Consider the following 22,343-nt stretch of genomic DNA (forward strand, 5'->3'; position numbering starts at 1 on the left):
ATAAAATATTAAAGCTCCAAATTTCAAAATTTATTGTTTTGAAACTTGGAGCTTTTACTTTATAGCTATTTGTATTTATTTCTTTTTAAAGTCTAATGAAAGTGAATTAACGCAATATCGTTGACCTGTTGCAGTAGGGCCATCATTAAAAATATGTCCTAAATGGCTGCCACAACTAGCACAGAGTATTTCCGTACGAATCATTCCGTGTGTAGTATCTTTTACGTATTCTATTGATCCTTCAATAGAATCGTCGAAAGAAGGCCAACCACAATTACTTTCAAACTTATTGTTGCTTTCAAAAAGTGGGGTGTTACAAGCTCCACACACATAGGTTCCGTCTTCAAATGTCAGATTGTATTCCCCAGTTCGAGGAAATTCGGTCCCTTTTTCGCGTAGAATGTGATAGCGTTTGTCACCTAATTCTTTTCGCCATTCGGCTTCAGATTTACTAATTGGATATTTTTTTGAATTACTCATCTTTTGGAATAAATTTTAATGCAACGCCGTTAATACAATGTCTTTTACCAGTGGTTTCTTTTGGACCATCATTAAACACATGACCTAAATGACCACCGCAGGTAGCACAATGTTCTTCAACTCGTGTATAGCCTAGTTTTTTGTCGGTAGAAAAAGCAACATTACCTTTTATTTCTCTATCAAAACTTGGCCAACCTGTACCACTATCAAATTTATGTTCGCTTTTAAAAACTGCTGTTCCGCAACCTGCACAAACATAAACACCTTCTTCATCGTTGTTGTTCAAGTCGCTAGAAAATGCACGTTCAGTAGCTTCTTGTCGCAAAACACTATAGGCTAGGGGTGAAAGTTGAGCTTTCCATTCGGCATCGGTTTTTGTTACCTCAAACGGAATTTGTTGCTCCTCCTTACTTTTTTGAGCAGGAGAATTACAACTAATAAGTAATGAAGTCAATATTATTATTGAACTTAATAACTTCATCTTAAAATTCGATTTTTTCAACTTCAGAATCATCTATTTGCATAAGTTCTAATAAATCCTCCATCGATGGATTTGTTTTAGCAAACTCTGCAGGTACAACAGCAATTCGAAATGTTTGATTATCTAATACAGACCCATCGTTTAATGTAGAAAGGTCGAAATTACCCTCAATAATCATTTGAACATCTACAAATGTATTGGTAAAAATATACTGAATGATATCACCATTGTTATAAAATATGTTTTGTGGTAAAGGGCTCCAAACATCAGCCATAGTACCGCCACCAATTCCAGCTTGACCTTCATATCTATAAACCAGAACTACATCACTTTCATAAACTGTAAAAGGAAAACCTATATATGGTGAACTAAATATGTTATTTCCATTTTCATATTGGAAATCCACGGTTGTTTCAAAAACTTGAGCTAAAAAGTCTTGTCCGTCTTGTCCTGGAGGTCCTGGATCGCCTTCACAAGAAGTAAATAAAATGGTTGAAGACAGTGCTAAAAAGAGAAGTAAATTTTTCATAATGCTATATTTTAAGATTTCATATCAAAGTTTACAAAAGTCATTCCAACTTTATAAGGTCTATAAATATAAGGGCTTAAAACGTCTTCATATATTAAAGAAACAATAAAATTTTCATTTGTGGAACAATATTTGAATTTTAGAATTTTTTTATAATATTAATCAATTTTATATATCTAAATTTAACTCTTTAACATAACACTTATATTTATGATACTTAGAAAATCACTTATAACACTCTTATTAGGAGTAGTGGTTGTTGCTTGTAGCACCAATCCATTTACAGGAAAGCAAACATTGGCTTTGGTTCCAAATTCGCAAATTTTACCAATGGCTTTTCAGCAATACGATCAGTTTTTATCTGAAAATAAAGTTGTTAAAGGTACGGCAGATGCTAATATGGTTAAAAGTGTTGGTCAAAAAATGGCTGCGGCAGCAGAGCGTTATCTCAATGCAAATGGCTATGCAGGTTACCTAACAGATTATCGTTGGGAATACAATCTTATTGAAAGTAAAGACGTAAATGCTTGGTGTATGCCTGGTGGTAAAATTGTAGTTTATACAGGTATTCTTCCTGTAACTAAAACCGAAGCTGGACTTGCTGCAGTAATGGGGCACGAGGTTGCTCATGCCTTGGCAAACCACGGACAACAGCGTATGAGTGCTGCACAATTACAACAATTAGGAGCAGTAGCAGGAAATGTTGCCTTGGCTAATAACCCTGAAAATCAACAAATCTTTAATACCGCTTATGGTCTTGGAAGTAATTTGGGTGTAATGCTTCCTTTTAGTAGAAGTCACGAAACAGAAGCAGATCATATTGGGTTGATATTAATGGCAATTGCTGGATACGAGCCTATGGCAGCTGCACAACTATGGGAGCGTATGCAAGCTCAATCACAAGGAGCACCACCAGAGTTTTTAAGCACTCACCCTGCTAGTACTACAAGAATTCAAAATATTAAAGGTTGGGCTGCAAGTGCAAAAGCAGAAGCCAGAAAATTTGGAGTTACAACTTTTAAAAATTAGTATTTAAAATATTTCAACTTAATTAAAATCCCGTTTGTAGCGGGATTTTTTTATTAGTTTAGCGACTTATAAATTTAACCGAATATTTTTTATGCCATATTTACCTAAAGGAAGTAAAAAACTTTTGAATGCTTGGGCATTTTATGATTGGGCTAATTCGGTTTATAGTTTGGTAATTGCCTCGGCAATTTTTCCTATATACTACCAAGCATTATTTAAATCTGCTAATGTAGAGACTGTAAATGTTTTAGGAGGTGCTATCAGAAGCACTCCTTTAATTAGTTACACCACTGCAGCAGCATTTTTAATTGTCGCTTTAATTTCACCCATACTTTCAGGAATTGCCGATTATGTAGGTAATAAGAAGAGCTTTATGAAATTTTTCTGTTATCTCGGGTCTGTTTCTTGCATGGGACTTTATTTTTTTAGTATTGAAAATATTTACATTAGCCTGCTGTTTTATTTCTTCGGACTAATTGGCTTTTGGGGAAGTTTAGTTTTCTACAATTCGTATTTGCCAGACGTTGCATTTCCTGAACAACAGGACAGAATTAGTGCTAGAGGATATTCAATGGGATATGTAGGAAGTGTTATTTTATTGCTTTTTAATTTGGCAATGGTAATGAAACCTGAGCTTTTTGGATTTGGAGAGGGCGGTGAAGCAAGTATGAAAGCTATGAAATGGTCCTTTGTAACTGTGGGGATTTGGTGGATTGTTTTCAGTCAATATTCCTTTTATTTTCTTCCTAAAGGTAACAAAAGTGGAAAAAAGGTTAGTGCCCAAATATTTTTAAATGGATTTAAAGAATTAAAAGGTGTTTACAATTCCCTATCAGAAAATATTCAACTTAAAAGATATTTAGCGGCCTTCTTTGTTTATAGTATGGCGGTTCAAACAGTAATGTTGGTTGCCACGTATTTTGGAGAACAGGAAATAGCTTGGGGTGGCGATGATAATAAAACAATGGGGTTGATTGTAAGTATTCTTATAATTCAATTGGTAGCAGTAGGTGGAGCTACATTAACCTCACGTGCTTCAGAAAAATATGGAAATATCTTTGTGTTAATTTCGATTAATATAATCTGGGTTTTTATTTGTGTTGTAGCCTTTTTTATAGAATCTCCGACACAGTTTTATGTTACGGCCGGAGTTGTAGGTTTGGTAATGGGAGGAATTCAGTCGTTATCTCGCTCTACATATTCAAAGTTTTTACCTGAAACAAAGGATACAACTTCATACTTTAGTTTTTATGATGTTGCTGAAAAAGTTGGTATCGTAATAGGAATGATGATATATGGTTTTATAGACCAAATAACTGGGAGTATGCGTAACTCAATTTTATTTTTAGTTTTATTTTTTGTTACAGGAGTAATTTTACTCTTAAGAGTTCCAAGAAATAAAAACTTTTAAACAATTTTTGTTTAAGTTTGTCTCTATTATATTCCAAACAACCTACCGGATGAAGAAAATTAATTTTTTTAAAGTTGTACTTTTGGCATTACTTACTTTTCAATTTATTGCCTGTGAAGACGAGCCTCTAACTGGAGATTTTCCACAAGATGATGACACAAACGCTGAAATAGGCCAATTTAAAGCTTTAGTGGATGGCAATCAATTTATAGCAGCCACTACAGACGCTTCATTGTCATCAGAAAATGAATTGGTAATTACTGGAACAAAAGTTACTGGCGAAAAAATTAAACTTACGGTATTTAATGCTGCTGTAGGAGTTTTTGATTTAAGTGCAAATCAAAATCTAGGGTCTTACTATGATACTTCTATAAATGAAAGGCCATTTAATTCATCATTAGCAAATGGTGGTTCTGGAGAAATTGAAATCACTGAAATAAATACTCAAGAGTTAACTATATCTGGAACTTTTAAATTTGTTGGGTTTAGAGTAAAAGTGGATAGTAATGGCGAAACAGTTTTAGATGGCAATGGAGATCCTGTTTTAGAAAGCATTGATATTACTAAAGGAACCTTTAATGCCATTCCTTATGTTGACGGCGGAAGTGGAAATGGTGGAAACGGCGGAAATCCATTAGATGAATTCTTCGCAAAAGTTGACGAAGTTGGGTTTATAGCTGATAGCATTTCTGTTACAGAACCTATTGTTGCAAATACTAGAATGCTTAAAATTGAAGCATTTAACGATGAAGGAGCTTCTATACGAATAGACATACCAAAGTCCTTAGGAATAGGAACTCACAATATGGTGAATATATCAAACGGTACAGACTTAATTGGGCTTTACAATGCTGGTGGTGGTTCAGAGTTTTTAACTTCAAACCCGGGAACACTAACAATCACAGAGTTTGATTTAGAGTTAGGTATTTTAAAGGCTAACTTCTCCTTTAGAGCAAATGACCCATTAGGACAAGTTGGTGATGAAGTGCTAGTTACTGAAGGTAGATTAACTGCTCATTTTGAAGGAGTGCCTGGGGGTAACAACTTATTTAAGGCAAAAATAGGAGATGCATCGTATAATCCTTTAGATATTGAGGTAACTACTGATGTTGTTAACCAATATCCTACAATAACCATTACTACAAATATAGAAAGCCAACGTATGGTTTTAACCTTCCCTGCGACTATTTCAGAGGGTACTTATGCAATGGGTACAGAAGTAATTGAAGGAAATGAAATTGTTGGGACTTATACTCCTGAAGTAGGTACATCAATAGATTTTATATCAAATCCAGGTACGCTTACAATTAGTAATTATAACTATCAAGAAAATACAATTCAGGGAATTTTTACATTTAAAGCCAAGGACTTAAATGAAGTAGATCCTACAATCTACAATATTACTGAGGGTTCTTTCTATCTCGAACTAGAGTAATTTCTACATAATATTTTTTAAAAGTCGTTTTTATAATATTTAAAAACGACTTTTTTATTGGTGATTTTTGTGCTTGAACTTCTAAACTTATATCATAGACTGGCACAACTCTTGAATTACTATAGGTGGAAGACTGGAGATAGTTTGATTTTCAGGGTTTTTACGCAAAAAAGTTAAAAAAAATCAATAATAAGAATTGTGTTTGCTTTTAAAAGTGACACAATGTCCTAATACAATATATGGCTAAATCAAAATTCACATCAATAGACAAGTTGTCATTTCAAGATTTACATGAAGATTCTGAGTTCATTCCGTTAATGTCTGCTGAAGACGAAGACGCAATGCACAAGGAGGAACTTCCTGAAATACTTCCTATTTTACCTTTAAGAAACACAGTGTTGTTTCCAGGAGTTGTAATTCCAATTACTGCTGGAAGAGATAAATCTATTAAGTTAATTAATGAAACAAACAAAGGAAACAAGGTAATAGGTGTAGTTTCTCAAAAAGATGAAAATGAGGAAGAACCAGGTGTGTCTGATATCAATACCGTTGGTACAGTTGCTCAAATACTTCGTGTTCTTAAAATGCCTGATGGTAATACTACAGTAATAATTCAAGGTAAAAAACGCTTTGAAGTTGCTGAAGTTATAACTACAGAACCTTATATGACTGCTACAATTAGAGAAGTAGCAGAAGCAAGACCAGAGAAGGATAGCGATGAGTTTAATGCTATTATCGATAGCATTAAAGAAATGGCTTTGCAAATCATTAAGCAAAGTCCTAACATTCCAACTGAAGCTTCATTTGCAATAAAAAACATAGAAAGTCCAAGCTTTCTTATAAACTTTGTTTCATCAAATTTAAATATTGAAGTAGAACAGAAACAGGCGCTTTTAGAAATTAACAATCTAAAAGAACGCGCTTTGGAAACGCTTCGATATATGAATATGGAAATTCAAAAGTTGTCGTTGCGAAATGATATCCAAAGCAAGGTTCAGAGTGATATTAATCAGCAACAACGCGAGTATTTTCTTCAGCAACAAATGAAAACCATCCAGGAGGAATTGGGAGGTTCTTCTATGGAGCAGGAAATCGAAGAAATTCGCGAACGTTCTAAAGACAAAAAATGGAGTGAAGAAGTAAACAAGCACTTCCAAAAAGAACTTTCTAAATTACAGCGAATGAATCCGCAGGTTGCCGAATTCAGCATTCAGCGTAACTACTTAGACTTATTGCTTGAACTTCCATGGAATATATACAGTAAAGATAAATTCGATTTAAAAAGAGCTAGAAAAATCCTCGATCGCGATCACTATGGTCTTGACGATGTTAAAAAACGTATTATTGAATACCTCGCTGTTTTGAAACTTCGAAACGATATGAAGTCACCAATTCTTTGCCTTTACGGACCTCCAGGTGTTGGTAAAACATCCTTAGGAAAATCGGTAGCAGAAGCTCTAGGTAGAAAATATGTAAGAATGAGTTTGGGAGGACTACGTGATGAGGCAGAAATTCGAGGTCATAGAAAAACTTACATAGGCGCTATGCCTGGAAGAATTATTCAAAGTATAAAAAAGGCAGAAACAAGTAACCCAGTCTTTGTTTTGGATGAAATAGATAAGATTTCTGCAAGTAATCAAGGAGATCCTTCATCAGCTATGCTTGAAGTGCTTGATCCGGAGCAAAACAATGCGTTTTACGATAACTTCTTAGAGTTAGGCTACGACCTTTCAAAAGTTATGTTTATCGCTACGTCTAACAGTTTAAGCACCATTCAGCCAGCTTTATTGGATAGGATGGAGATTATAAATGTAACTGGTTATACTGTTGAAGAAAAAGTTGAAATTGCTAAAAGACACTTATTGCCAAAGCAATTAAAAGAACATGGATTAACTGGTGATTCTTTAAAAATCGCAAAACCACAACTTGAAAAAATTGTGGAAGGCTATACTCGTGAAAGTGGGGTTCGTGGTCTTGAAAAACAAATTGCTAAAATGGTGCGTTATGCAGCTATGAAAATAGCAATGGAGGAAGAATACGATGTAAAAGTAAGCAATGAAATAATTGTTGAAGTATTAGGTGCTCCAAAAATGGAACGTGACAAATACGAAAACAACGAAGTTGCAGGAGTAGTAACCGGATTAGCTTGGACTCGTGTAGGTGGTGATATATTATTTATAGAATCGGCACTTTCAAAAGGTAAAGGAGCATTAAATATGACTGGTAACCTTGGGAAAGTAATGAAGGAGTCTGCTACAATTGCATTAGAATACATTAAGTCTAATGCAGAAAAACTAGGAATAGATCCAGAGATTTTTGACAAATACAATGTTCATATTCACGTGCCAGAAGGAGCAACTCCTAAAGATGGCCCAAGTGCGGGAATTACAATGCTTACTTCTTTAGTGTCGTTATTTACACAAAGAAAAGTAAAGAAATCTATTGCAATGACAGGAGAAATTACGCTTCGAGGAAAAGTATTACCTGTTGGAGGAATTAAAGAAAAAATCCTTGCAGCAAAACGTGCTAGAATTAAAGAAATTCTTCTTTGTGAAGACAACAGGCGAGATATTGAAGAAATAAAAGATGAATATCTAAAAGGCTTAACCTTTCATTATGTGAAAGATATGAGCGATGTTTTAGAGTTGGCACTTACAGATGAAAAAGTAAAGAACGCTAAAACACTTTAAGGTAACCTAATAAAAGATGATTAATGTATTTTTGTTTTTATGCAAATGTGCATTAATCATCTTTGTTTTCTTTTCTTTGCAAAAATAAATTACACTTGCATTCGTTTAGACTTTAGTTACGGTAACTCACACTTATGACCCAAAAGGTTTTCTTGGTAATTTTTGTATTAATTTCTCAGCTATTAGAAGCTCAGGTGGGAGGTAAGGCGACTTATCAATTCCTGAATCTAGTTAATAGTCCAAGAATGGCCGCTCTAGGAGGTAAAGTTGTTACAAATTACGATTACGACCCGTCACAAGCATTGTTTAATCCTGCAACTATTAATGCAGAGATGGACAATCAATTATCGCTAAACTACACAAACTATATTGGTGATGTAAATTATGGAACAGCAAGCTACGCTTACCTTTGGGACAGACGTACTCAGGTATTACACGCAGGTGTTAGCTATGTAAATTACGGGAAATTTGATGGATATGATGAAGCAGGAACCCCAACAAATAGTTTTAGTGGTGGTGAAGTAGCTCTTTCTTTGGGTCACGCAAGAAATATTCCTTATACCGACTTTCACGTAGGATTAAATGTAAAGCTTATATCTTCAAAACTAGAGCAATACTCGTCATTTGGAGCTGCTGTAGATATTGGACTTATGTACGTTTATGAAGATTGGGACCTTCAAATTACTGGAGTTGCAAGAAACTTGGGGACACAAATCACCCCTTATCATGAAGAATACGAACCTTTACCTTTTGAGCTAATATTCGGAATATCTCAAACGCTAGAGCACATTCCCATTCGATGGCATCTTACTTTAGAAAATATGCAGCAATGGAATGTAGCCTTTTCTAACCCTGCTAGGGAACAAACCGACCTTGAAGGTAATGTTCAAAAAGAAAACATTAATTTCCTAGACAATGCATTTAGACATACTATAGTGGGAATCGAGCTATTTCCAGAAAGTGGGTTTAATATTAGGTTGGGATATAATTTCAGAAGAGGTGAAGAGCTTCGTATAGTAGATAAACGTGCATTTGCAGGAGTAAGTGCAGGTTTTGGTATTAAACTTAATAAATTTCGCTTAAGCTATTCATATTCCAAATATAGCGCTGCAGCTACATCTAGTTTCTTTGGATTAAATTTAGATCTTCAATAATGAAAAAAATTACTATTGCTATTGACGGTTATTCTTCTACAGGTAAAAGTACAGTTGCGAAACAACTTGCAGATTACTTAGGCTACATATATGTTGATAGCGGTGCGATGTATCGAGCAGTTACCTTATTCGCAATGCAAAATGGAATAATATCAAAAGAAAATTTTGATATTGAAAAACTTAAAAAATTACTTCCTTCAATTCAATTAGAGTTTAAAAAAAAACCAGATTGGAGTAAGGCACATATTTTTTTAAATGGGAAAGATGTGGAAAATGATATTCGAAATTTAGAAGTTTCAGAATTTGTAAGTCCTATTGCAACAATTCCAGAAGTACGCACTAAATTAGTGGCACAACAACAAGAAATGGGTTTGTTGAAAGGAGTAGTAATGGATGGTAGAGATATTGGTACCGTAGTTTTCCCAAATGCCGAACTAAAGATATTTATGAATGCTTCAGCTGAAAAAAGAGCTGAAAGAAGATATAAAGAACTTACAGATCGTGGCGACTCTGTTAAATTTAAGGATGTTTTAAGGAACATTGAAGAAAGAGACAACATTGATACTACTCGTAAGGATTCCCCGCTTAAAAAAGCTTCAGATGCCATCGAAATTGACAACTCTGATATCAATATAGAAGATCAATTTCATACAGTACTCCAATTAGCTAAGGATAGGATAGCAGGGCGTATTTAAATTACAACGGCGTACTTTTTCTGCTATTAAAAAAAATTTCTATTATTACACTTTCCAAAAACAACATAAAATGAGTTTTTTAAAAGAATTTAAAAACTTCGCCATCAAAGGTAATATGATTGATATGGCGGTTGGTATCGTTATAGGAACTGCTTTTAACAATGTAGTTAGCACTATAGTTAAAAAGGTTGTAATGCCTCCGTTATCCTTACTTACGGAAGGAGTAAAGCTTTCAGATAAGGAATACGTATTGCGTGAAGCTTCTGAAGCTTCTGATGAAGTTGCAATTGGTTATGGAGAATTAATGGAGGTTCTAATAGACTTTCTAATAATCTCTTTTACCATTTTTGTGATAATAAAGTTTATCAATCGTTTTAAAACGAAATCTGAAAACCCTAAAGATAAAACCGTAGAAACTCCTAAAAATATTCAACTCCTTTCCAATATTGAAAAGTTACTAGAAGAGCAAAACAGCTACATTAAGAATAAGGGAGCTAAGGACTAACTTTTCGTGCCGTAGCCTTACTAGAACTCGTTTTACCTACTTCTCTAAACTCAAAAGTGTAGGTGTCCTTATCTGTAGTTAAAATCTTAATTTGAATCGCTTTCTTTTCAGCTTGATTCTTAGGGTTTATTTTTTGTAGTACGTATTCACAATCGTTTATCCAACGTATAGAGGAGGTATCAGCTTTCCCTTCATAATAATCTATTTCTATAGAATCGTTACGTGTGATGGTAGTTTTAAAGACCTCAGTTCCTGAAAGTGCTTCGAATTCAAAGGTTCCTGTTTTAAAATTTGAGCAGTTACGCTCTTTTTCATAACAACTACTGAATAAAAACAGCGGTAATAAAAGTAGATAAAAACGCATTTTTAATTTTTTATGCGAATTTCCGAAAAATTACTGAGATGAATTAGTTTTGGTAGGCTTTAAAAGTTCCATCGCGATAAAATATCACAATTTTATCAATCTCTTTTCCCGAGTCAAGATTTTGCTCAACACTTTTTATTGATGAAACACTCTTCTTTTCATCATTCGAAGTGGTTGTCGAAAATAGGTCTAAACTTTTCTCACTCGTATTTGAAGGTTTAAGTTTTTGTTCTTCTTTCTCTTTAGAATTTTCTAAAGTAGAAGGGAAGCTTCCTTTTCCATAGAGCAACCAATTCATTTCAATTTCTGGAAATTCCTTCAATAATTTCATGACAAAATCTAAACTTGGCTTATTTCTACCCGATAATAAATGGGAAATGGTGGAGCGATTAAAATCCATTTTTTCAGCAAAAGCTGTTGCTGAAATACCGTAATATTCCAGAATTTTTTCAAGTCGTTTTACAAAATCTTTACTGTTTACCATTGTAACAAATATTGTATCAAAATAACTATTACAAATGTAAACTATTATTTTAAACTATGCTAATATGTGTCTATAAACCTTATTTTTACTTAAACTGAAGGTTTAAGTATAAGTACGTAACTAATTGATTATCTGATTTGTAGTTGTAGATTATAAGAGCTTAGTGTTCAGTGTGTTATAATTGAGGTCAGAAGACTGGAATTTGTTTACTGATGTAATAGACTTAGACTGCATCTCGTGTTTACTTTTGTAAACAATTCATTGTTTAACTTTGTAAACTTCAAAAATTACTATGGAAATAAAAGATTGGTATACCCGCAATTTTGAAAGTGCTTTAAGTGGTAGATATATTGCATTAAATCACATTAATCCAATATTGGAACTTTATAAAAAGGATTACAATATTACAGTTGTTGGTCAGTCAGAAAATGGTCAAGATATCCCCCTTGTGAAAATTGGAACTGGAAAAAAAGTTGTTTTGGCTTGGTCGCAAATGCACGGAAATGAATCTACCACCACCAAGGCTTTATTTGATTTTTTAAAATTTATAAATCAAAAACATTTTTATCAAACTGAAATTGAAAATTTCTTAAGTAGTTACACCTTATATATAATCCCAATTTTAAATCCAGATGGTGCGCAATCTTATACAAGAGTTAATGCAAACGACATTGACTTAAATCGAGATGCACAAAATTTATCACAAAAGGAAAGTAAGTGCCTTAACAGGCTCTTCAGTGAGCTAAAGCCTGAATTATGCCTTAATATGCACGATCAACGTTCTATTTTTGGCTTAAATACAGGAAAACCGGCTACTGTTTCCTTCTTATCACCTGCTGCAGATGAAAGTAGATCTCTTACAGAGGCAAGAAAATTGGCGATGGAGAAGATTGTAAAGATGAATAATTATCTTCAAAACATTATTCCTGGCCAGGTGGGAAGGTATGATGATAGCTTTAATGCAGCATGTGTAGGTGACACTTTTCAAAAAGCTGGTGTTGCTACTATACTTTTTGAAGCGGGGCACTTCGAGTTAGATTATGAAAGAGAAAAAACTCGTGAGTTTATATTTTATGCGCTTTTATCATTATTCGATATTATTGGTAATGAAAAGGAACTTATTGACTATGAGGATTACTTTAAAATCGGTGAAAATCAAAAAAATTATAATGACATTATTTTAAGAAATGTAAAAATCGAAACCGAAAAGAAGTCCATTGATATCGCAATTCAGTATAAAGAAGTGCTAAAAGGTGATAAAATTCGTTTTGAGCCTATAATAGATGCATTTGGCGATTTGGAAAACCGTAAAGGGCATAAAGAGAAAAATATAAAAAACAAAAATATTTTAACAAAAACCCAACAAAATTTAACAATTGGCACTCAAATTTCAGAATTATTTGATAAAAGTGATGAATTGATGATATTTTTTCAAAAAAAAGCTTCCATAATAAGGTAAAACTACCTAATTTCGCGAAAAAAATATACGAAAATGGGTAAATTCAAATTAGACGAAACGGATCACAAAATTTTAGATCTATTAATTGACAATACACGTATTCCTTTCACAGATATCGCTAAGAAGCTTGAAATATCTGCAGGTACTGTACACGTTAGAGTTAAGAAAATGGAAGATGCAGGAATAATCACAGGTTCTTCATTACAAGTAGATTATCAAAAACTGGGATACTCTTTCATTGCTTATGTTGGAATCTTTATTTTCAAAACCTCTCAAACACAATTTGTTTTAGAACGCATTAGTGAAATTCCATTTATCACAGTTGCTCACGTAACTACAGGAAAATTCAATATTTTCTGTAAAATTAGAGCAAGAGATACAGCTCACGCTAAAGAAATTATCTACGAAATTGACGATATAGAAGGTGTAAGTCGTACAGAAACAATGATTTCTATGGAAGAAAGCATTAATGATAAGAAGAGAATGTTACACTCTATCTTTAATGAGATGTAACCTTATTTAATAAACTGTATTAAAACCTTTACCGTTTGGTAAAGGTTTTTTTTTATTTCAAAAAGTAAGGAGTTGAAATTACTTAAGTTTTTCTAAATTTATAAAAATCAACAATTGAATATGAAGCTATTCAAACTCTTAAAGAATACCTATTTAAGTTGGGACAAAAATGATCCTTGGGCTAAAAGTGCGATTATCGCTTATTATGCATTATTCTCACTGCCTTCCTTACTGATTATTACTGTTCATTTTGCAGGCGTATTTTTCGGTCGAGAAGCGGTAGAGGGAAAAATTACAGAAGAAATAAGTGGCTTAATAGGAAAAGGAAGTGCAGAGCTAATTCAAACGATGATAATAAATTCAGCATTATCTGAAAGTTCTCTACTATTTATAATCTTTGGAGTAGGAGTTCTTATTTTTGGTGCTACCGGAGTGTTTTTTCAGCTTCAAAAAGCTTTGAATAATATTTGGAGTGTTCGCGCTCTAAAAAATAACATTTTAGATACCTTAAAACGAAGAGCAGTTTCTTTTGGAATGGTGCTAATTATAGGTTTATTGTTATTAATATCATTGGTATTAAGTACGGCTGTAAATGCATTAAGTGATTTAATTGGGAACTATTTGAACGAGTTTTCTACATTTTTTATAAAACTGCTGAATTTTGTTATTTCACAAGTTATAATAACCTCTTTATTTGCATCAATTTTTACGTTACTTCCAGATGTAAAAGTTAAGTGGAAAACCAATCTAATTGGTGCGTTTATGACGTCCTTGCTATTCTTAGTAGGAAAGTACTTAATAGGATTTTACTTTTCAGAGTCAGATCCAGCTTCAGTTTATGGTGCTGCAGGAAGTGTTGTTTTGGTTTTATTATGGGTGTATTATACTTGTTTAATATTATTTTTTGGTGCTGAATTTACCGTCAACTGGGCGCTTTATAAGAACATTAAAATTGAACCCAATGAAAATGCAACGCTATCATACGAATTAGAAATGCAGGAACTAAGAGAATATAAACGTAAAGTTGAGGAAGATAAAAAAAAAGCCTTAGCCTTAAAAAATAATACGAAGAAATGAGCATTGTCTATAAAGAAAAAAGAGGCTTTATTGAGCCTCTTTTTTTATAAATGTATTCTAAAAAGGATTACTCCTCCTCATCCATTTTTCTCTTATCTAACATTTCGCTAATTGGTTCGTTGAAGTCTGCTTCTTCGTAATCGTCTTCATCAAAATTAGCCATGGACACTTCAAGTCGAGAGCTTACTTTTACCAGATATATGGCATCCTCTGTTCTTACCTCAACCGCTTCAACTAATTCGTTTTTTGCGTTTTTAAAGGTAATAACATGGTCATCATCATACCCATCAGGGTATTTTTCAACTAATAAAGAAAGTATCTCGGGGGTCAACTTTCGGTAATCTACAATTATGCGCTTCATGTAATTTTTAATCTTTAAATTATGGGATAAAACTATTTAAAATATGATTACTTAAAAATGTTTTAAAGAATTTTTTTACAAATTTTTATAGTACTCGAAAGCTTTGTAAATCAATTCATTGTTAACAGTGCAATTGGTTTGATATGCACCAATGTCCTCTAAAAGTACAAAAAGAACCTTTCCGTTTCTGTTTTTCTTGTCAAACACCAGCAATTTAATGATGTTTTCAATGTCCATATTAGTGAATTCTACCTTTGAAAAATAATTTAAAATGCTTTTAGAAACTTCCTCTAAGGTGTTTTTTGAAAAATTATGTGTTTCCGATGAAATGTAAGTTGCTAAAATAATACCTATCGCAATAGCTTCTCCATGTAATAATGTTTTTTTCTCTGAACTTTCAAGAAAGTAGGATTCTATTGCGTGACCAAGTGTATGGCCGTAATTTAAAGTTTTTCTTAAATCCTTTTCAAAAGGATCTTTCGAGACAACTTCTTTTTTAATGTTTATAGAACCCCAAATTAATTTTTCAAACTCATCTTTATTGTACACATTTATAATCTTAACTTCATTCCAATATGCCTTACTGTGTATAACTCCGTGTTTCAACATTTCAGCAATCCCGGAAGTTAAGTGCTCTGAAGGTAGTGTTTTTAAGAACGCTGTATCAATAATCACCATTTCTGGAGAGTTGATAACTCCAATTTGATTTTTTAGATGTCCTAGGTCTATTCCGTTTTTTCCTCCTACTGAAGCATCAACTATAGCGAGTAGGGAAGTAGGTATATTAATAAAATTTACACCTCTATTATATGTAGATGCCACAAAACCACCTAAATCAGTTACCACACCACCTCCAAGGTTTATCATTAAGCTGTTTCTATCGGCTCCATTTTCTGAAAGTGTATTCCAAACATCCTCACAGGTAGAAATGTTTTTATACTTTTCTCCGACTGGTATCGTAATAATATAAGGAGTAAATTCAAAAATAGTCTTTTCTAAAAAGTAAGGAATGCAGTGTTTGCGCGTATTTTTGTCGGTTAGAATGAAGAGATTAGAAGGATTTGATTTCTTGATAAAATTATCCAAGGCTATCCAAGCTTCTTTGCTGTTGTAAATCAATTCTTTATCCTTTTTATTTGTAGACATTAATTTCTTGAATTTTATGGTGTAAACACAATTCAAATCTAAGTATATTTGTACACTTTATTTCCCCTTTTATGTCAACAAATTCTCTTTTCGATAATACGGAAACTGCATTTCAGTTAAAAAGCGATTCAGAACTAGAACGCGCTTATTTCCTGTTTAAAATGATTTCTAACGAACCTCTAGTAAAAATAGGTTCTGCGGTTACAAAGTTTGCATTAAATATAAACTTGCCTGTAGAAGGGTTAATACGTTCTACAGTATTCGACCATTTTTGTGGTGGTGTGAATGAATTAGACTGTATGCCTACGGTGGATAGACTGCAGGAGGTGGGTGTGTCTTCGGTACTTGATTACTCTGTAGAGGGTAAAGAGGAAGAGGAGCAATTTGAAGCAACTACTAAAAAAGTAATTGAACTAACAAAATTTGCCAAGAATAAGGAAGCAATGCCTTTTTCAGTATTTAAACCTACGGGTCTTGGAATGTTCAAAATTTGGCAAAAGCTTACAGAAAAAGAAGCTTTAACGAATGAAGAGAAAGATTTATGGAATAATATCGTGTCTAGATACGATAGAATTTCTAAGGTGGCTCACGATTGTAATATTCGTATTTTAATTGATGCTGAGGAATCTTGGATGCAAGACGCAGCAGATGATCTTTGCGAAAAGATGATGGAGAAATACAATAAGGAGCGACCAATTATATTTAATACTTTACAATGCTATCGTTGGGATAGATTAGACTATCTAAAAGGATTGCATAAACGCGCTAAAGAAAAAGGATTTAAGCTAGGGTTTAAGGTTGTTCGTGGCGCATATATGGAAAAAGAAAATGATCGCGCCCTTGAAAAAGGTTATAAAACGCCTATTTGTGAAAGTAAAAAAGCAACCGATGACAACTTCAATAATGTTTTAAAATACATTTTTGATAATCTAGATGATATCGAGTTGTTCGCTGGAACTCATAATGAATCCAGTACTTATATTGCAATGGATATAATGAAACAAAAAAGCATTTCTAAAAGTGATGACAGGGTTTGGTTCGGTCAGTTATTTGGTATGAGTGATCATATTTCATTTAATCTTGGTGCTGAAGGATATAATGTAGGAAAATACATTCCATTCGGACCTGTAAAAGATGTTATGCCTTACTTGATTCGTCGTGCTGAAGAAAACACATCTGTGGCTGGGCAAACTAGTAGGGAGCTTACTTTACTTAAAAAAGAAAAAGAGCGTAGAAACCTCTAAGAAATTAAAAAGCCTCTTAATTAAGAGGCTTTTTTTATGTTTTTATTATTTCTGAATTACTTCCGCTTTTGAAACAGTTGCCGTTTTATTGCAATTTTCAATTCTAATCTTTAGCGTTTTCTCTGAAAACTTCTTCTCAATTACATATTGATTACAGGAGTCTAAATTGGTGATACTTTGAGAGAATATTACATCTCCATCAATTAATAAATTAGATACAGCCGAAGTGTCCATTTTGTTTTCGCGAAGGACTCTCAAGCTTTCTTCGGTAAACGCTCGTTCTTTGTTGCGAATGTTTTTTAATGTCCGAGATTCTGGACCATAATCACAAGATGTCTTTTTTCCGCTTAAAATAAAAAACAATAAAAGTATTCCTAATAAGAACCCCCCTGAAAAATAGGCGAATCGGTGTGTTAATTTCATTTTATGGGATTAGAGTTTTGGTATGTGTATTTATTAAAGTAGAATTTTATATCTAAATTTAAAAAATCAATAAATTGATATCGCTATAAGACATATCAAACCAATCGGCAATTGCTTTGTTGGTTAAAATTCCGCGGTAAAAGTACAAACCATTTTTCAAACCGTTGTCAAAACGAACAGCATTTTCTAATCCACCACTTTCGGCAATTTCTAAAAGATAGGGGGTGAATATATTACTAATAGAAATTGAAGCGGTTTTCGGGTATCGTGCCGGAATATTAGGCACCCCGTAATGTATTACATTGTGCTTAATTATTGTTGGGTTATCGTGACTGGTAGTTTCTGTAGTTTCAAAACACCCTCCCATGTCTACGCACACATCTATCACTACAGCACCTTTCTTCATATTCTCCACCATATCTTCTGTTACAATAATAGGGGCGCGGTTGTGACCTCTAACGGCGCCTATCGCCACATCACAACGTCGTAAGGCTTTCATTAAATTCTTTGGTTGTATAGTAGAGGTGTATAATATACGACCAACATTGGTCTGAATTTTTCGAAGCTTGGTTATTGAGCTATCAAAAACTTTAACGTTGGCACCTAATCCAAGAGCAGATCGCACTGCAAACTCACCAACTGTGCCAGCACCGATAACTACAACTTCAATTGGGGGGACGCCGCTAATATTTCCGAAAAGTAAGCCGTTACCTTTTTTTGCGTTTACCATTAATTCTGCAGCTATAAGAACAGAAGCAGTTCCTGCAATTTCACTTAAAGCTTTAACTGCAGGGTAGGTGTGATCTTCGTCTTTTATAAATTCAAAGGCCAGAGCGGTAATTTTCTTTTTTGCAAGAGCGTCAAAATATGATTTTTGACGTGTTTTTAATTGTAGTGCAGATATTAAAACAGTTTTAGGTTTTATAAGCTCTAATTCGTCAAGAGTTGGTGGCTCGACTTTTAATACCATCGGGCATCCAAACACTTTTGTTTTATCTTCCGTAATCTGAGCTCCAGCTTCTGAGTAATCTTTATCTGTAAACCCTGCATCATCTCCAGCGCCTCGTTCAATCAAAACTTTATGCCCGTTGTTAACCATTGCATTCACGGCATCTGGTGTAAGACAAATTCTTTTTTCTTGAAAATAAGCTTCCTTAGGAATACCTATAAGGAGTTCACCCTTTTGTCTGGTTATTTCAAGGGTTTCCTCTTGAGGAATTAATTGAGCGTGTGTGAAAGGAGAAGTGGGATGAGACATAGTACTAGTTTAACCGTCTCAATTTACGAATAATTTTCATTTTTGATAAGGAAATTTCAATAGCAATTAGACTTCAGAAATTTATAAACTATAAGAAGTGAACTTAGTTATCAATCTTTAAAAATCTACTTCCGTCGTCATTTTTGGATAAGTAGACTTTTGTCGCATTTTCAGGTAGTAATGAAGAAATTTTTTCTGGCCATTCAATAAAAACGTAATCTCCAGTTTCAAAATATTCTTCAACTCCCATATCAAAAGCTTCTGATGGATTTTCTAATCTATAAAAGTCGAAATGATAAATTTGTATATCTTTAGCTTGATACTCATTTACTATTGAAAATGTTGGGCTTCCAACTGTGTCTGTGCAACCGAGTTGTTTTATTAATTCTTTAATGAGTGTTGTTTTACCAACACCCATTTTCGCAAAGAATAAAAATATATTATGTGGTGCCTTCTCAAGTAGCTGTTTAGCGACTTCAGCAATGTTTTCTTCAGTATAAACAATCTCCATTATAAATGTCTATTTATCGAGTCAAAAATAAATTAAGGAAAGCAATTGAACACCTTAATTTCATTTTTTTATTTAGGTGTAAATACAGAAAATGGAATTATCATCTCTTCTAAAGAAACACCTCCGTGCTGGTATGTGTTTCGGTAATAACTAACGTAATGATTGTAATTGTTAGGATATGCAAAAAAGTAATCTCCTTTAGCAAAAATAAACGAACTACTCATGTTTATAGTTGGTAAGCACAGTTTCTTAGGGTCTTTAGCTGCTAGGACTTCCTTGTCTTCATAGGTTAAACTTCTACCTGTTTTATAACGTAAGTTTAAACTAGTGTTTTTATCACCGATAACTTTAGACGGGTTTTTTACATTAATTGTTCCGTGGTCGGTAGTGATAATAAGTTTAAAACCTAAACGTGCAGCTTGTTGAATAACTTCTAATAAAGGCGAATTTTTGAACCAACTTTGGGTTAACGAACGGTACGACTTATCTGTAGAAGCAAGTTCCTTAATTACTTCCATCTCGGTTTTGGAGTGTGAAAGCATATCAACGAAATTATAAACTACTACAGTTAGGTCTTCGTCTTTGTGGCTTTTAAAATTTTCAACAAGTTTTTTTCCTTGTTTTAAACTTGATATTTTGTGGTAACTCCAATTTATATTTATTCCCAATCTTTTTAATTGTGCAGTTAGGAACTCTTCTTCCTTCATGTTTTTTCCACCTTCATCTGTATCATTTAACCATAAGTCTGGGTGAAGTTTTTCCATTTCACTAGGCATTAAACCTGAGAAAATGGCATTTCTAGCATATTGCGTAGCCGTTGGAAGAATACTGCAAAACAGTTCCTCTGAAGTTTTTTTGTAAATGTTGGCTACCGTAGGCTCGAAAGCTTTCCATTGGTCAAACCTTAGGTTGTCCACAACAACTAAAAGGGTAGGAGTGCCTGTTTTTAACTCTGGCTGTATTTTATCTCTAAAAAGTGTATGCGACATTACTGGTGCTTCACTTGTATCTTCAAACCAAGAAGGATAATTTTTATCTATAAACTTACAGAACTGATTATTGGCTTCAGTTTTTTGTGATTCTAAAATTTCAAACATCCCCGAATCTTCAATTCCTTCCAATTCTAATTCCCAGTAAACTAATTTTTGATAAAGATCTTTCCATTCATCAAAACTATTTACCATAGAAAGGTCCATCGCAATTTTTCTAAATTCTTGCTGATAGTTTGAAGTTGTTTTTTCAGACACTAACCTGCTGTGGTCTAAGTTTTTCTTAAGACTAAGAAGAATCTGATGTGGATTTACGGGTTTAATTAAGTAATCGGCTATTTTAGAACCAATTGCTTCTTCCATAATATACTCCTCTTCACTTTTTGTTATCATTACAATAGGAATCGAAGCTTGTTGTTCTTTAATTTCAGCTAAAGTTTCAAGTCCACTAAGGCCCGGCATATTTTCATCTAAAAAAACAATATCGAAAACTTGTTTTTTTATTTCTTCTAGGGCTTCCATACCGCTTTGTGCAGTAGTTACTTTATAGTTTTTATTTTCTAAGAAAAGAATATGTGGTTTAAGTAAATCTATTTCATCATCTACCCATAGTACTTTTATGTCGCTCATATATGTATATTTGTGTTGTTGCTCCTTTGCAATTAGCCTATATATTAATTATTATAAAAGATGCTAGCCTAGGAGTGTTGTTAAAATCAATTTGGTATAATTCTCACAAATTTGCGAAGAATCACTTCAAAAATAGCCCCGAATTGTGTCAAAAGAATATTGTAGCTATTAATTTAAAGTTAAAGTTTGAAAACCTTTCCCAAACTCAAGATTATAAACGATCCTATCTATGGTTTTATTACCATACCAAGTAAATTGGTTTTCGATTTGATAGAGCATAGATACTTTCAAAGATTGCGCAGGATTTCACAAATGGGTTTTTCCTATATAGTATATCCAGGAGCCCATCACACTAGATTTCATCATGCATTAGGTGCCATGTTTTTAATGCAGAAAGCTGTGCAAACCCTCAAGTCTAAAGGAGTTGATATTTCCACTAAGGAAGAAGAAGGGTTGTATATAGCTATACTTTTACACGATATCGGTCACGGTCCCTTTTCACATGCTATGGAAAACAGCATAGTAGAAAGTGTGAGTCACGAGCATATTTCACTACTGTTTATGGAAGCTTTAAACAGTGAGTTTAATAATCGTTTAGCTTTGGCTATTAAGATATTTAAAGATGAATACTCTCGTAAATTTTTCCATCAATTGGTATCTGGCCAATTGGATATGGACCGATTGGATTATTTAAAACGCGATAGTTTCTTTACAGGAGTTCCAGAGGGAACTGTAAATGCTCAACGTTTAATTGCAATGTTGAATGTAAAAAACGATGCTTTAGTTGTAGATGAAAAAGGAATATATTCGGTAGAAAATTTTCTTGTAGCAAGGCGTTTGATGTATTGGCAGGTTTATCTTCATAAAACAGGGATAGTTGCAGAACAACTTTTAGTTAGAGTTTTAAAACGTGCAAAACAGCTTACTGCACAAGGAGTTGAGTTGCATGCTAGTAAAAACTTACAGTTTTTCTTAAAGAATAACATAACCTTAGATAGTTTTTCGGAGGAGGTGCTCGATACGTTTTCTAAGTTAGATGATTACGATATTGTTTCAGCAATGAAGGTTTGGGTGGATAGTGACGACTTTGTATTAAAGAATTTATCTGCAATGCTACTTAATCGCGACTTATTAAAAGTAAAAGTTAAGTCGAAACCTTATTTGGATAAAAAAGTAAAAAGTAAAAGAGAGAAGTTGATGGATAAATATCAGCTTTCAGAAGAAGAAGCTGCATACTTTGTTTTCAGCGGTACGCTACAGAATCAGGCTTATAGTATGGAAAAGGAAACCATTAATCTATTGTTGAAAAATGGAAAAATTATAGATGTTGCAAAGGCTAGTGATCAGCTAAACTTAGAGGCTTTATCTAAGTCTGTGGTTAAGTACTATATGTGTTATCCAAAAAACAATACTGATAGCTATAGAGACTAAGCCCTTTTTTTCTATTTTTGCAGGAATGAAAATTAACAACCTAT

General features: G+C 33.5%; 23 protein-coding genes. 12 read left to right on the plus strand and 11 right to left on the minus strand.

The features are described from left to right. Nucleotides 1-75: 75 nt before the first annotated feature. The 3 genes from msrB (FHP04_RS03225) to FHP04_RS03235 are packed head-to-tail and all read right to left on the minus strand — an operon-like array spanning nucleotide 76 to nucleotide 1,490. Nucleotides 76-480 (minus strand): peptide-methionine (R)-S-oxide reductase MsrB, encoded by a 405-nt coding sequence (gene msrB / locus FHP04_RS03225; RefSeq protein ID WP_139854509.1) that lies wholly within the window; start codon nucleotides 478-480, stop codon nucleotides 76-78. Further along, entirely contained in the window at nucleotides 473-961 is a 489-nt protein-coding gene (gene msrB, locus FHP04_RS03230) for a peptide-methionine (R)-S-oxide reductase MsrB (RefSeq protein WP_139854510.1), read from the minus strand. Before msrB (FHP04_RS03230) ends, msrB (FHP04_RS03225) begins: the two co-directional genes overlap by 8 nt. Nucleotide 962: 1 nt before the next feature. Further along, nucleotides 963-1,490 (minus strand): collagen-like protein, encoded by a 528-nt coding sequence (locus FHP04_RS03235; RefSeq protein ID WP_139854511.1) that lies wholly within the window; start codon nucleotides 1,488-1,490, stop codon nucleotides 963-965. Nucleotides 1,491-1,700: 210 nt separating this feature from the next. Here FHP04_RS03235 and FHP04_RS03240 point away from each other — a divergent pair, with 210 nt between their 5' ends. The 7 genes from FHP04_RS03240 (at nucleotide 1,701) to mscL (ending at nucleotide 10,409) form a co-directional block, all read left to right on the plus strand. After that, nucleotides 1,701-2,519, plus strand: a complete 819-nt coding sequence (locus tag FHP04_RS03240; protein ID WP_139854512.1) for a M48 family metallopeptidase — start codon at nucleotides 1,701-1,703, stop codon at nucleotides 2,517-2,519. 91 nt (nucleotides 2,520-2,610) lie between these two features. Continuing rightward, entirely contained in the window at nucleotides 2,611-3,930 is a 1,320-nt protein-coding gene (locus FHP04_RS03245; RefSeq protein WP_139854513.1) for an MFS transporter, read from the plus strand. A 49-nt stretch (nucleotides 3,931-3,979) separates the two neighbouring features. Further along, entirely contained in the window at nucleotides 3,980-5,365 is a 1,386-nt protein-coding gene (locus FHP04_RS03250; protein WP_139854514.1) for a DUF6252 family protein, read from the plus strand. 239 nt (nucleotides 5,366-5,604) lie between these two features. Then, nucleotides 5,605-8,055, plus strand: coding sequence for an endopeptidase La (lon, locus tag FHP04_RS03255; protein ID WP_139854515.1), 2,451 nt, complete (start codon nucleotides 5,605-5,607; stop codon nucleotides 8,053-8,055). Between the two features lie 134 nt (nucleotides 8,056-8,189). After that, a complete protein-coding gene (gene porQ, locus FHP04_RS03260) occupies nucleotides 8,190-9,209 on the plus strand; it encodes a type IX secretion system protein PorQ (RefSeq protein ID WP_139854516.1) in 1,020 nt (339 codons plus the stop codon). Beyond that, complete coding sequence (gene cmk / locus FHP04_RS03265; protein WP_139854517.1) at nucleotides 9,209-9,904, plus strand: (d)CMP kinase; 696 nt, start codon at nucleotides 9,209-9,211, stop codon at nucleotides 9,902-9,904. Before porQ ends, cmk begins: the two co-directional genes overlap by 1 nt. Before the next feature lie 70 nt (nucleotides 9,905-9,974). Next, nucleotides 9,975-10,409 carry a large-conductance mechanosensitive channel protein MscL gene (gene mscL, locus FHP04_RS03270; protein ID WP_139854518.1) on the plus strand — a complete coding sequence of 145 codons (435 nt, stop codon included), beginning with the start codon at nucleotides 9,975-9,977 and terminating at the stop codon, nucleotides 10,407-10,409. Here mscL and FHP04_RS03275 read toward each other — a convergent pair. Together FHP04_RS03275 and FHP04_RS03280 are read right to left on the minus strand one after the other, a co-directional pair. Then, nucleotides 10,399-10,773: a DNA topoisomerase IV gene (locus tag FHP04_RS03275; protein WP_139854519.1), complete on the minus strand. Its 375-nt coding sequence runs from the start codon at nucleotides 10,771-10,773 to the stop codon at nucleotides 10,399-10,401. The genes mscL and FHP04_RS03275 overlap by 11 nt on opposite strands. Before the next feature lie 43 nt (nucleotides 10,774-10,816). Next, complete coding sequence (locus FHP04_RS03280; protein ID WP_139854520.1) at nucleotides 10,817-11,257, minus strand: helix-turn-helix domain-containing protein; 441 nt, start codon at nucleotides 11,255-11,257, stop codon at nucleotides 10,817-10,819. Between the two features lie 292 nt (nucleotides 11,258-11,549). Here FHP04_RS03280 and FHP04_RS03285 point away from each other — a divergent pair, with 292 nt between their 5' ends. The 3 genes from FHP04_RS03285 (at nucleotide 11,550) to FHP04_RS03295 (ending at nucleotide 14,306) form a co-directional block, all read left to right on the plus strand. Further along, complete coding sequence (locus tag FHP04_RS03285) at nucleotides 11,550-12,716, plus strand: M14 family zinc carboxypeptidase (protein ID WP_139854521.1); 1,167 nt, start codon at nucleotides 11,550-11,552, stop codon at nucleotides 12,714-12,716. 33 nt (nucleotides 12,717-12,749) lie between these two features. Continuing rightward, nucleotides 12,750-13,229, plus strand: coding sequence for an Lrp/AsnC family transcriptional regulator (locus tag FHP04_RS03290; RefSeq protein ID WP_139854522.1), 480 nt, complete (start codon nucleotides 12,750-12,752; stop codon nucleotides 13,227-13,229). A 120-nt stretch (nucleotides 13,230-13,349) separates the two neighbouring features. Beyond that, nucleotides 13,350-14,306 (plus strand): YihY/virulence factor BrkB family protein, encoded by a 957-nt coding sequence (locus tag FHP04_RS03295; RefSeq protein ID WP_139854523.1) that lies wholly within the window; start codon nucleotides 13,350-13,352, stop codon nucleotides 14,304-14,306. 67 nt (nucleotides 14,307-14,373) lie between these two features. Here the strand turns inward: FHP04_RS03295 and FHP04_RS03300 are convergent, their stop codons facing one another. Together FHP04_RS03300 and aroB are read right to left on the minus strand one after the other, a co-directional pair. Beyond that, nucleotides 14,374-14,667: a hypothetical protein gene (locus FHP04_RS03300; protein WP_139854524.1), complete on the minus strand. Its 294-nt coding sequence runs from the start codon at nucleotides 14,665-14,667 to the stop codon at nucleotides 14,374-14,376. Between the two features lie 75 nt (nucleotides 14,668-14,742). After that, the gene (aroB, locus tag FHP04_RS03305; RefSeq protein ID WP_139854525.1) at nucleotides 14,743-15,813 is read right to left on the minus strand and encodes a 3-dehydroquinate synthase; all 1,071 of its coding nucleotides are present in this window, start codon (nucleotides 15,811-15,813) and stop codon (nucleotides 14,743-14,745) included. Between the two features lie 71 nt (nucleotides 15,814-15,884). Here aroB and FHP04_RS03310 point away from each other — a divergent pair, with 71 nt between their 5' ends. Next, nucleotides 15,885-17,057, plus strand: a complete 1,173-nt coding sequence (locus FHP04_RS03310) for a proline dehydrogenase family protein (protein WP_139854526.1) — start codon at nucleotides 15,885-15,887, stop codon at nucleotides 17,055-17,057. A gap of 45 nt (nucleotides 17,058-17,102) precedes the next feature. Here the strand turns inward: FHP04_RS03310 and FHP04_RS03315 are convergent, their stop codons facing one another. The 4 genes from FHP04_RS03315 to porX form a co-directional block, all read right to left on the minus strand. After that, nucleotides 17,103-17,480, minus strand: a complete 378-nt coding sequence (locus FHP04_RS03315) for a hypothetical protein (RefSeq protein WP_139854527.1) — start codon at nucleotides 17,478-17,480, stop codon at nucleotides 17,103-17,105. Nucleotides 17,481-17,538: 58 nt separating this feature from the next. Continuing rightward, entirely contained in the window at nucleotides 17,539-18,738 is a 1,200-nt protein-coding gene (locus tag FHP04_RS03320) for an alanine dehydrogenase (RefSeq protein ID WP_139854528.1), read from the minus strand. A 103-nt stretch (nucleotides 18,739-18,841) separates the two neighbouring features. Beyond that, a complete protein-coding gene (gene tsaE, locus FHP04_RS03325; RefSeq protein WP_139854530.1) occupies nucleotides 18,842-19,249 on the minus strand; it encodes a tRNA (adenosine(37)-N6)-threonylcarbamoyltransferase complex ATPase subunit type 1 TsaE in 408 nt (135 codons plus the stop codon). A gap of 68 nt (nucleotides 19,250-19,317) precedes the next feature. Continuing rightward, nucleotides 19,318-20,868, minus strand: a complete 1,551-nt coding sequence (gene porX / locus FHP04_RS03330; protein WP_139854531.1) for a T9SS response regulator signal transducer PorX — start codon at nucleotides 20,866-20,868, stop codon at nucleotides 19,318-19,320. A 186-nt stretch (nucleotides 20,869-21,054) separates the two neighbouring features. Here porX and FHP04_RS03335 point away from each other — a divergent pair, with 186 nt between their 5' ends. Next, entirely contained in the window at nucleotides 21,055-22,299 is a 1,245-nt protein-coding gene (locus FHP04_RS03335) for an HD domain-containing protein (RefSeq protein WP_139854532.1), read from the plus strand. Nucleotides 22,300-22,343: the final 44 nt, after the last annotated feature.

The organism is Aequorivita sinensis (assembly GCF_006346335.1).
Lineage (GTDB): Bacteria > Bacteroidota > Bacteroidia > Flavobacteriales > Flavobacteriaceae > Aequorivita > Aequorivita sinensis.

Bases quoted from the DNA above. Each gene is read 5' to 3' on its own strand.
- cmk (WP_139854517.1), top strand. From the start codon at position 9,209: ATGAAAAAAATTACTATTGCTATTGACGGTTATTCTTCTACAGGTAAA.
- FHP04_RS03310 (WP_139854526.1), top strand. From the start codon at position 15,885: ATGTCAACAAATTCTCTTTTCGATAATACGGAAACTGCATTTCAGTTA.
- mscL (WP_139854518.1), top strand. From the start codon at position 9,975: ATGAGTTTTTTAAAAGAATTTAAAAACTTCGCCATCAAAGGTAATATG.
- aroB (WP_139854525.1), bottom strand. From the start codon at position 15,813: ATGTCTACAAATAAAAAGGATAAAGAATTGATTTACAACAGCAAAGAA.
- FHP04_RS03240 (WP_139854512.1), top strand. From the start codon at position 1,701: ATGATACTTAGAAAATCACTTATAACACTCTTATTAGGAGTAGTGGTT.
- msrB (WP_139854509.1), bottom strand. From the start codon at position 480: ATGAGTAATTCAAAAAAATATCCAATTAGTAAATCTGAAGCCGAATGG.
- FHP04_RS03300 (WP_139854524.1), bottom strand. From the start codon at position 14,667: ATGAAGCGCATAATTGTAGATTACCGAAAGTTGACCCCCGAGATACTT.
- porQ (WP_139854516.1), top strand. From the start codon at position 8,190: ATGACCCAAAAGGTTTTCTTGGTAATTTTTGTATTAATTTCTCAGCTA.
- porX (WP_139854531.1), bottom strand. From the start codon at position 20,868: ATGAGCGACATAAAAGTACTATGGGTAGATGATGAAATAGATTTACTT.
- FHP04_RS03320 (WP_139854528.1), bottom strand. From the start codon at position 18,738: ATGTCTCATCCCACTTCTCCTTTCACACACGCTCAATTAATTCCTCAA.
- FHP04_RS03275 (WP_139854519.1), bottom strand. From the start codon at position 10,773: ATGCGTTTTTATCTACTTTTATTACCGCTGTTTTTATTCAGTAGTTGT.
- msrB (WP_139854510.1), bottom strand. From the start codon at position 961: ATGAAGTTATTAAGTTCAATAATAATATTGACTTCATTACTTATTAGT.
- FHP04_RS03285 (WP_139854521.1), top strand. From the start codon at position 11,550: ATGGAAATAAAAGATTGGTATACCCGCAATTTTGAAAGTGCTTTAAGT.
- FHP04_RS03250 (WP_139854514.1), top strand. From the start codon at position 3,980: ATGAAGAAAATTAATTTTTTTAAAGTTGTACTTTTGGCATTACTTACT.
- FHP04_RS03315 (WP_139854527.1), bottom strand. From the start codon at position 17,480: ATGAAATTAACACACCGATTCGCCTATTTTTCAGGGGGGTTCTTATTA.
- FHP04_RS03295 (WP_139854523.1), top strand. From the start codon at position 13,350: ATGAAGCTATTCAAACTCTTAAAGAATACCTATTTAAGTTGGGACAAA.
- lon (WP_139854515.1), top strand. From the start codon at position 5,605: ATGGCTAAATCAAAATTCACATCAATAGACAAGTTGTCATTTCAAGAT.
- FHP04_RS03245 (WP_139854513.1), top strand. From the start codon at position 2,611: ATGCCATATTTACCTAAAGGAAGTAAAAAACTTTTGAATGCTTGGGCA.
- FHP04_RS03235 (WP_139854511.1), bottom strand. From the start codon at position 1,490: ATGAAAAATTTACTTCTCTTTTTAGCACTGTCTTCAACCATTTTATTT.
- FHP04_RS03280 (WP_139854520.1), bottom strand. From the start codon at position 11,257: ATGGTAAACAGTAAAGATTTTGTAAAACGACTTGAAAAAATTCTGGAA.
- FHP04_RS03290 (WP_139854522.1), top strand. From the start codon at position 12,750: ATGGGTAAATTCAAATTAGACGAAACGGATCACAAAATTTTAGATCTA.
- tsaE (WP_139854530.1), bottom strand. From the start codon at position 19,249: ATGGAGATTGTTTATACTGAAGAAAACATTGCTGAAGTCGCTAAACAG.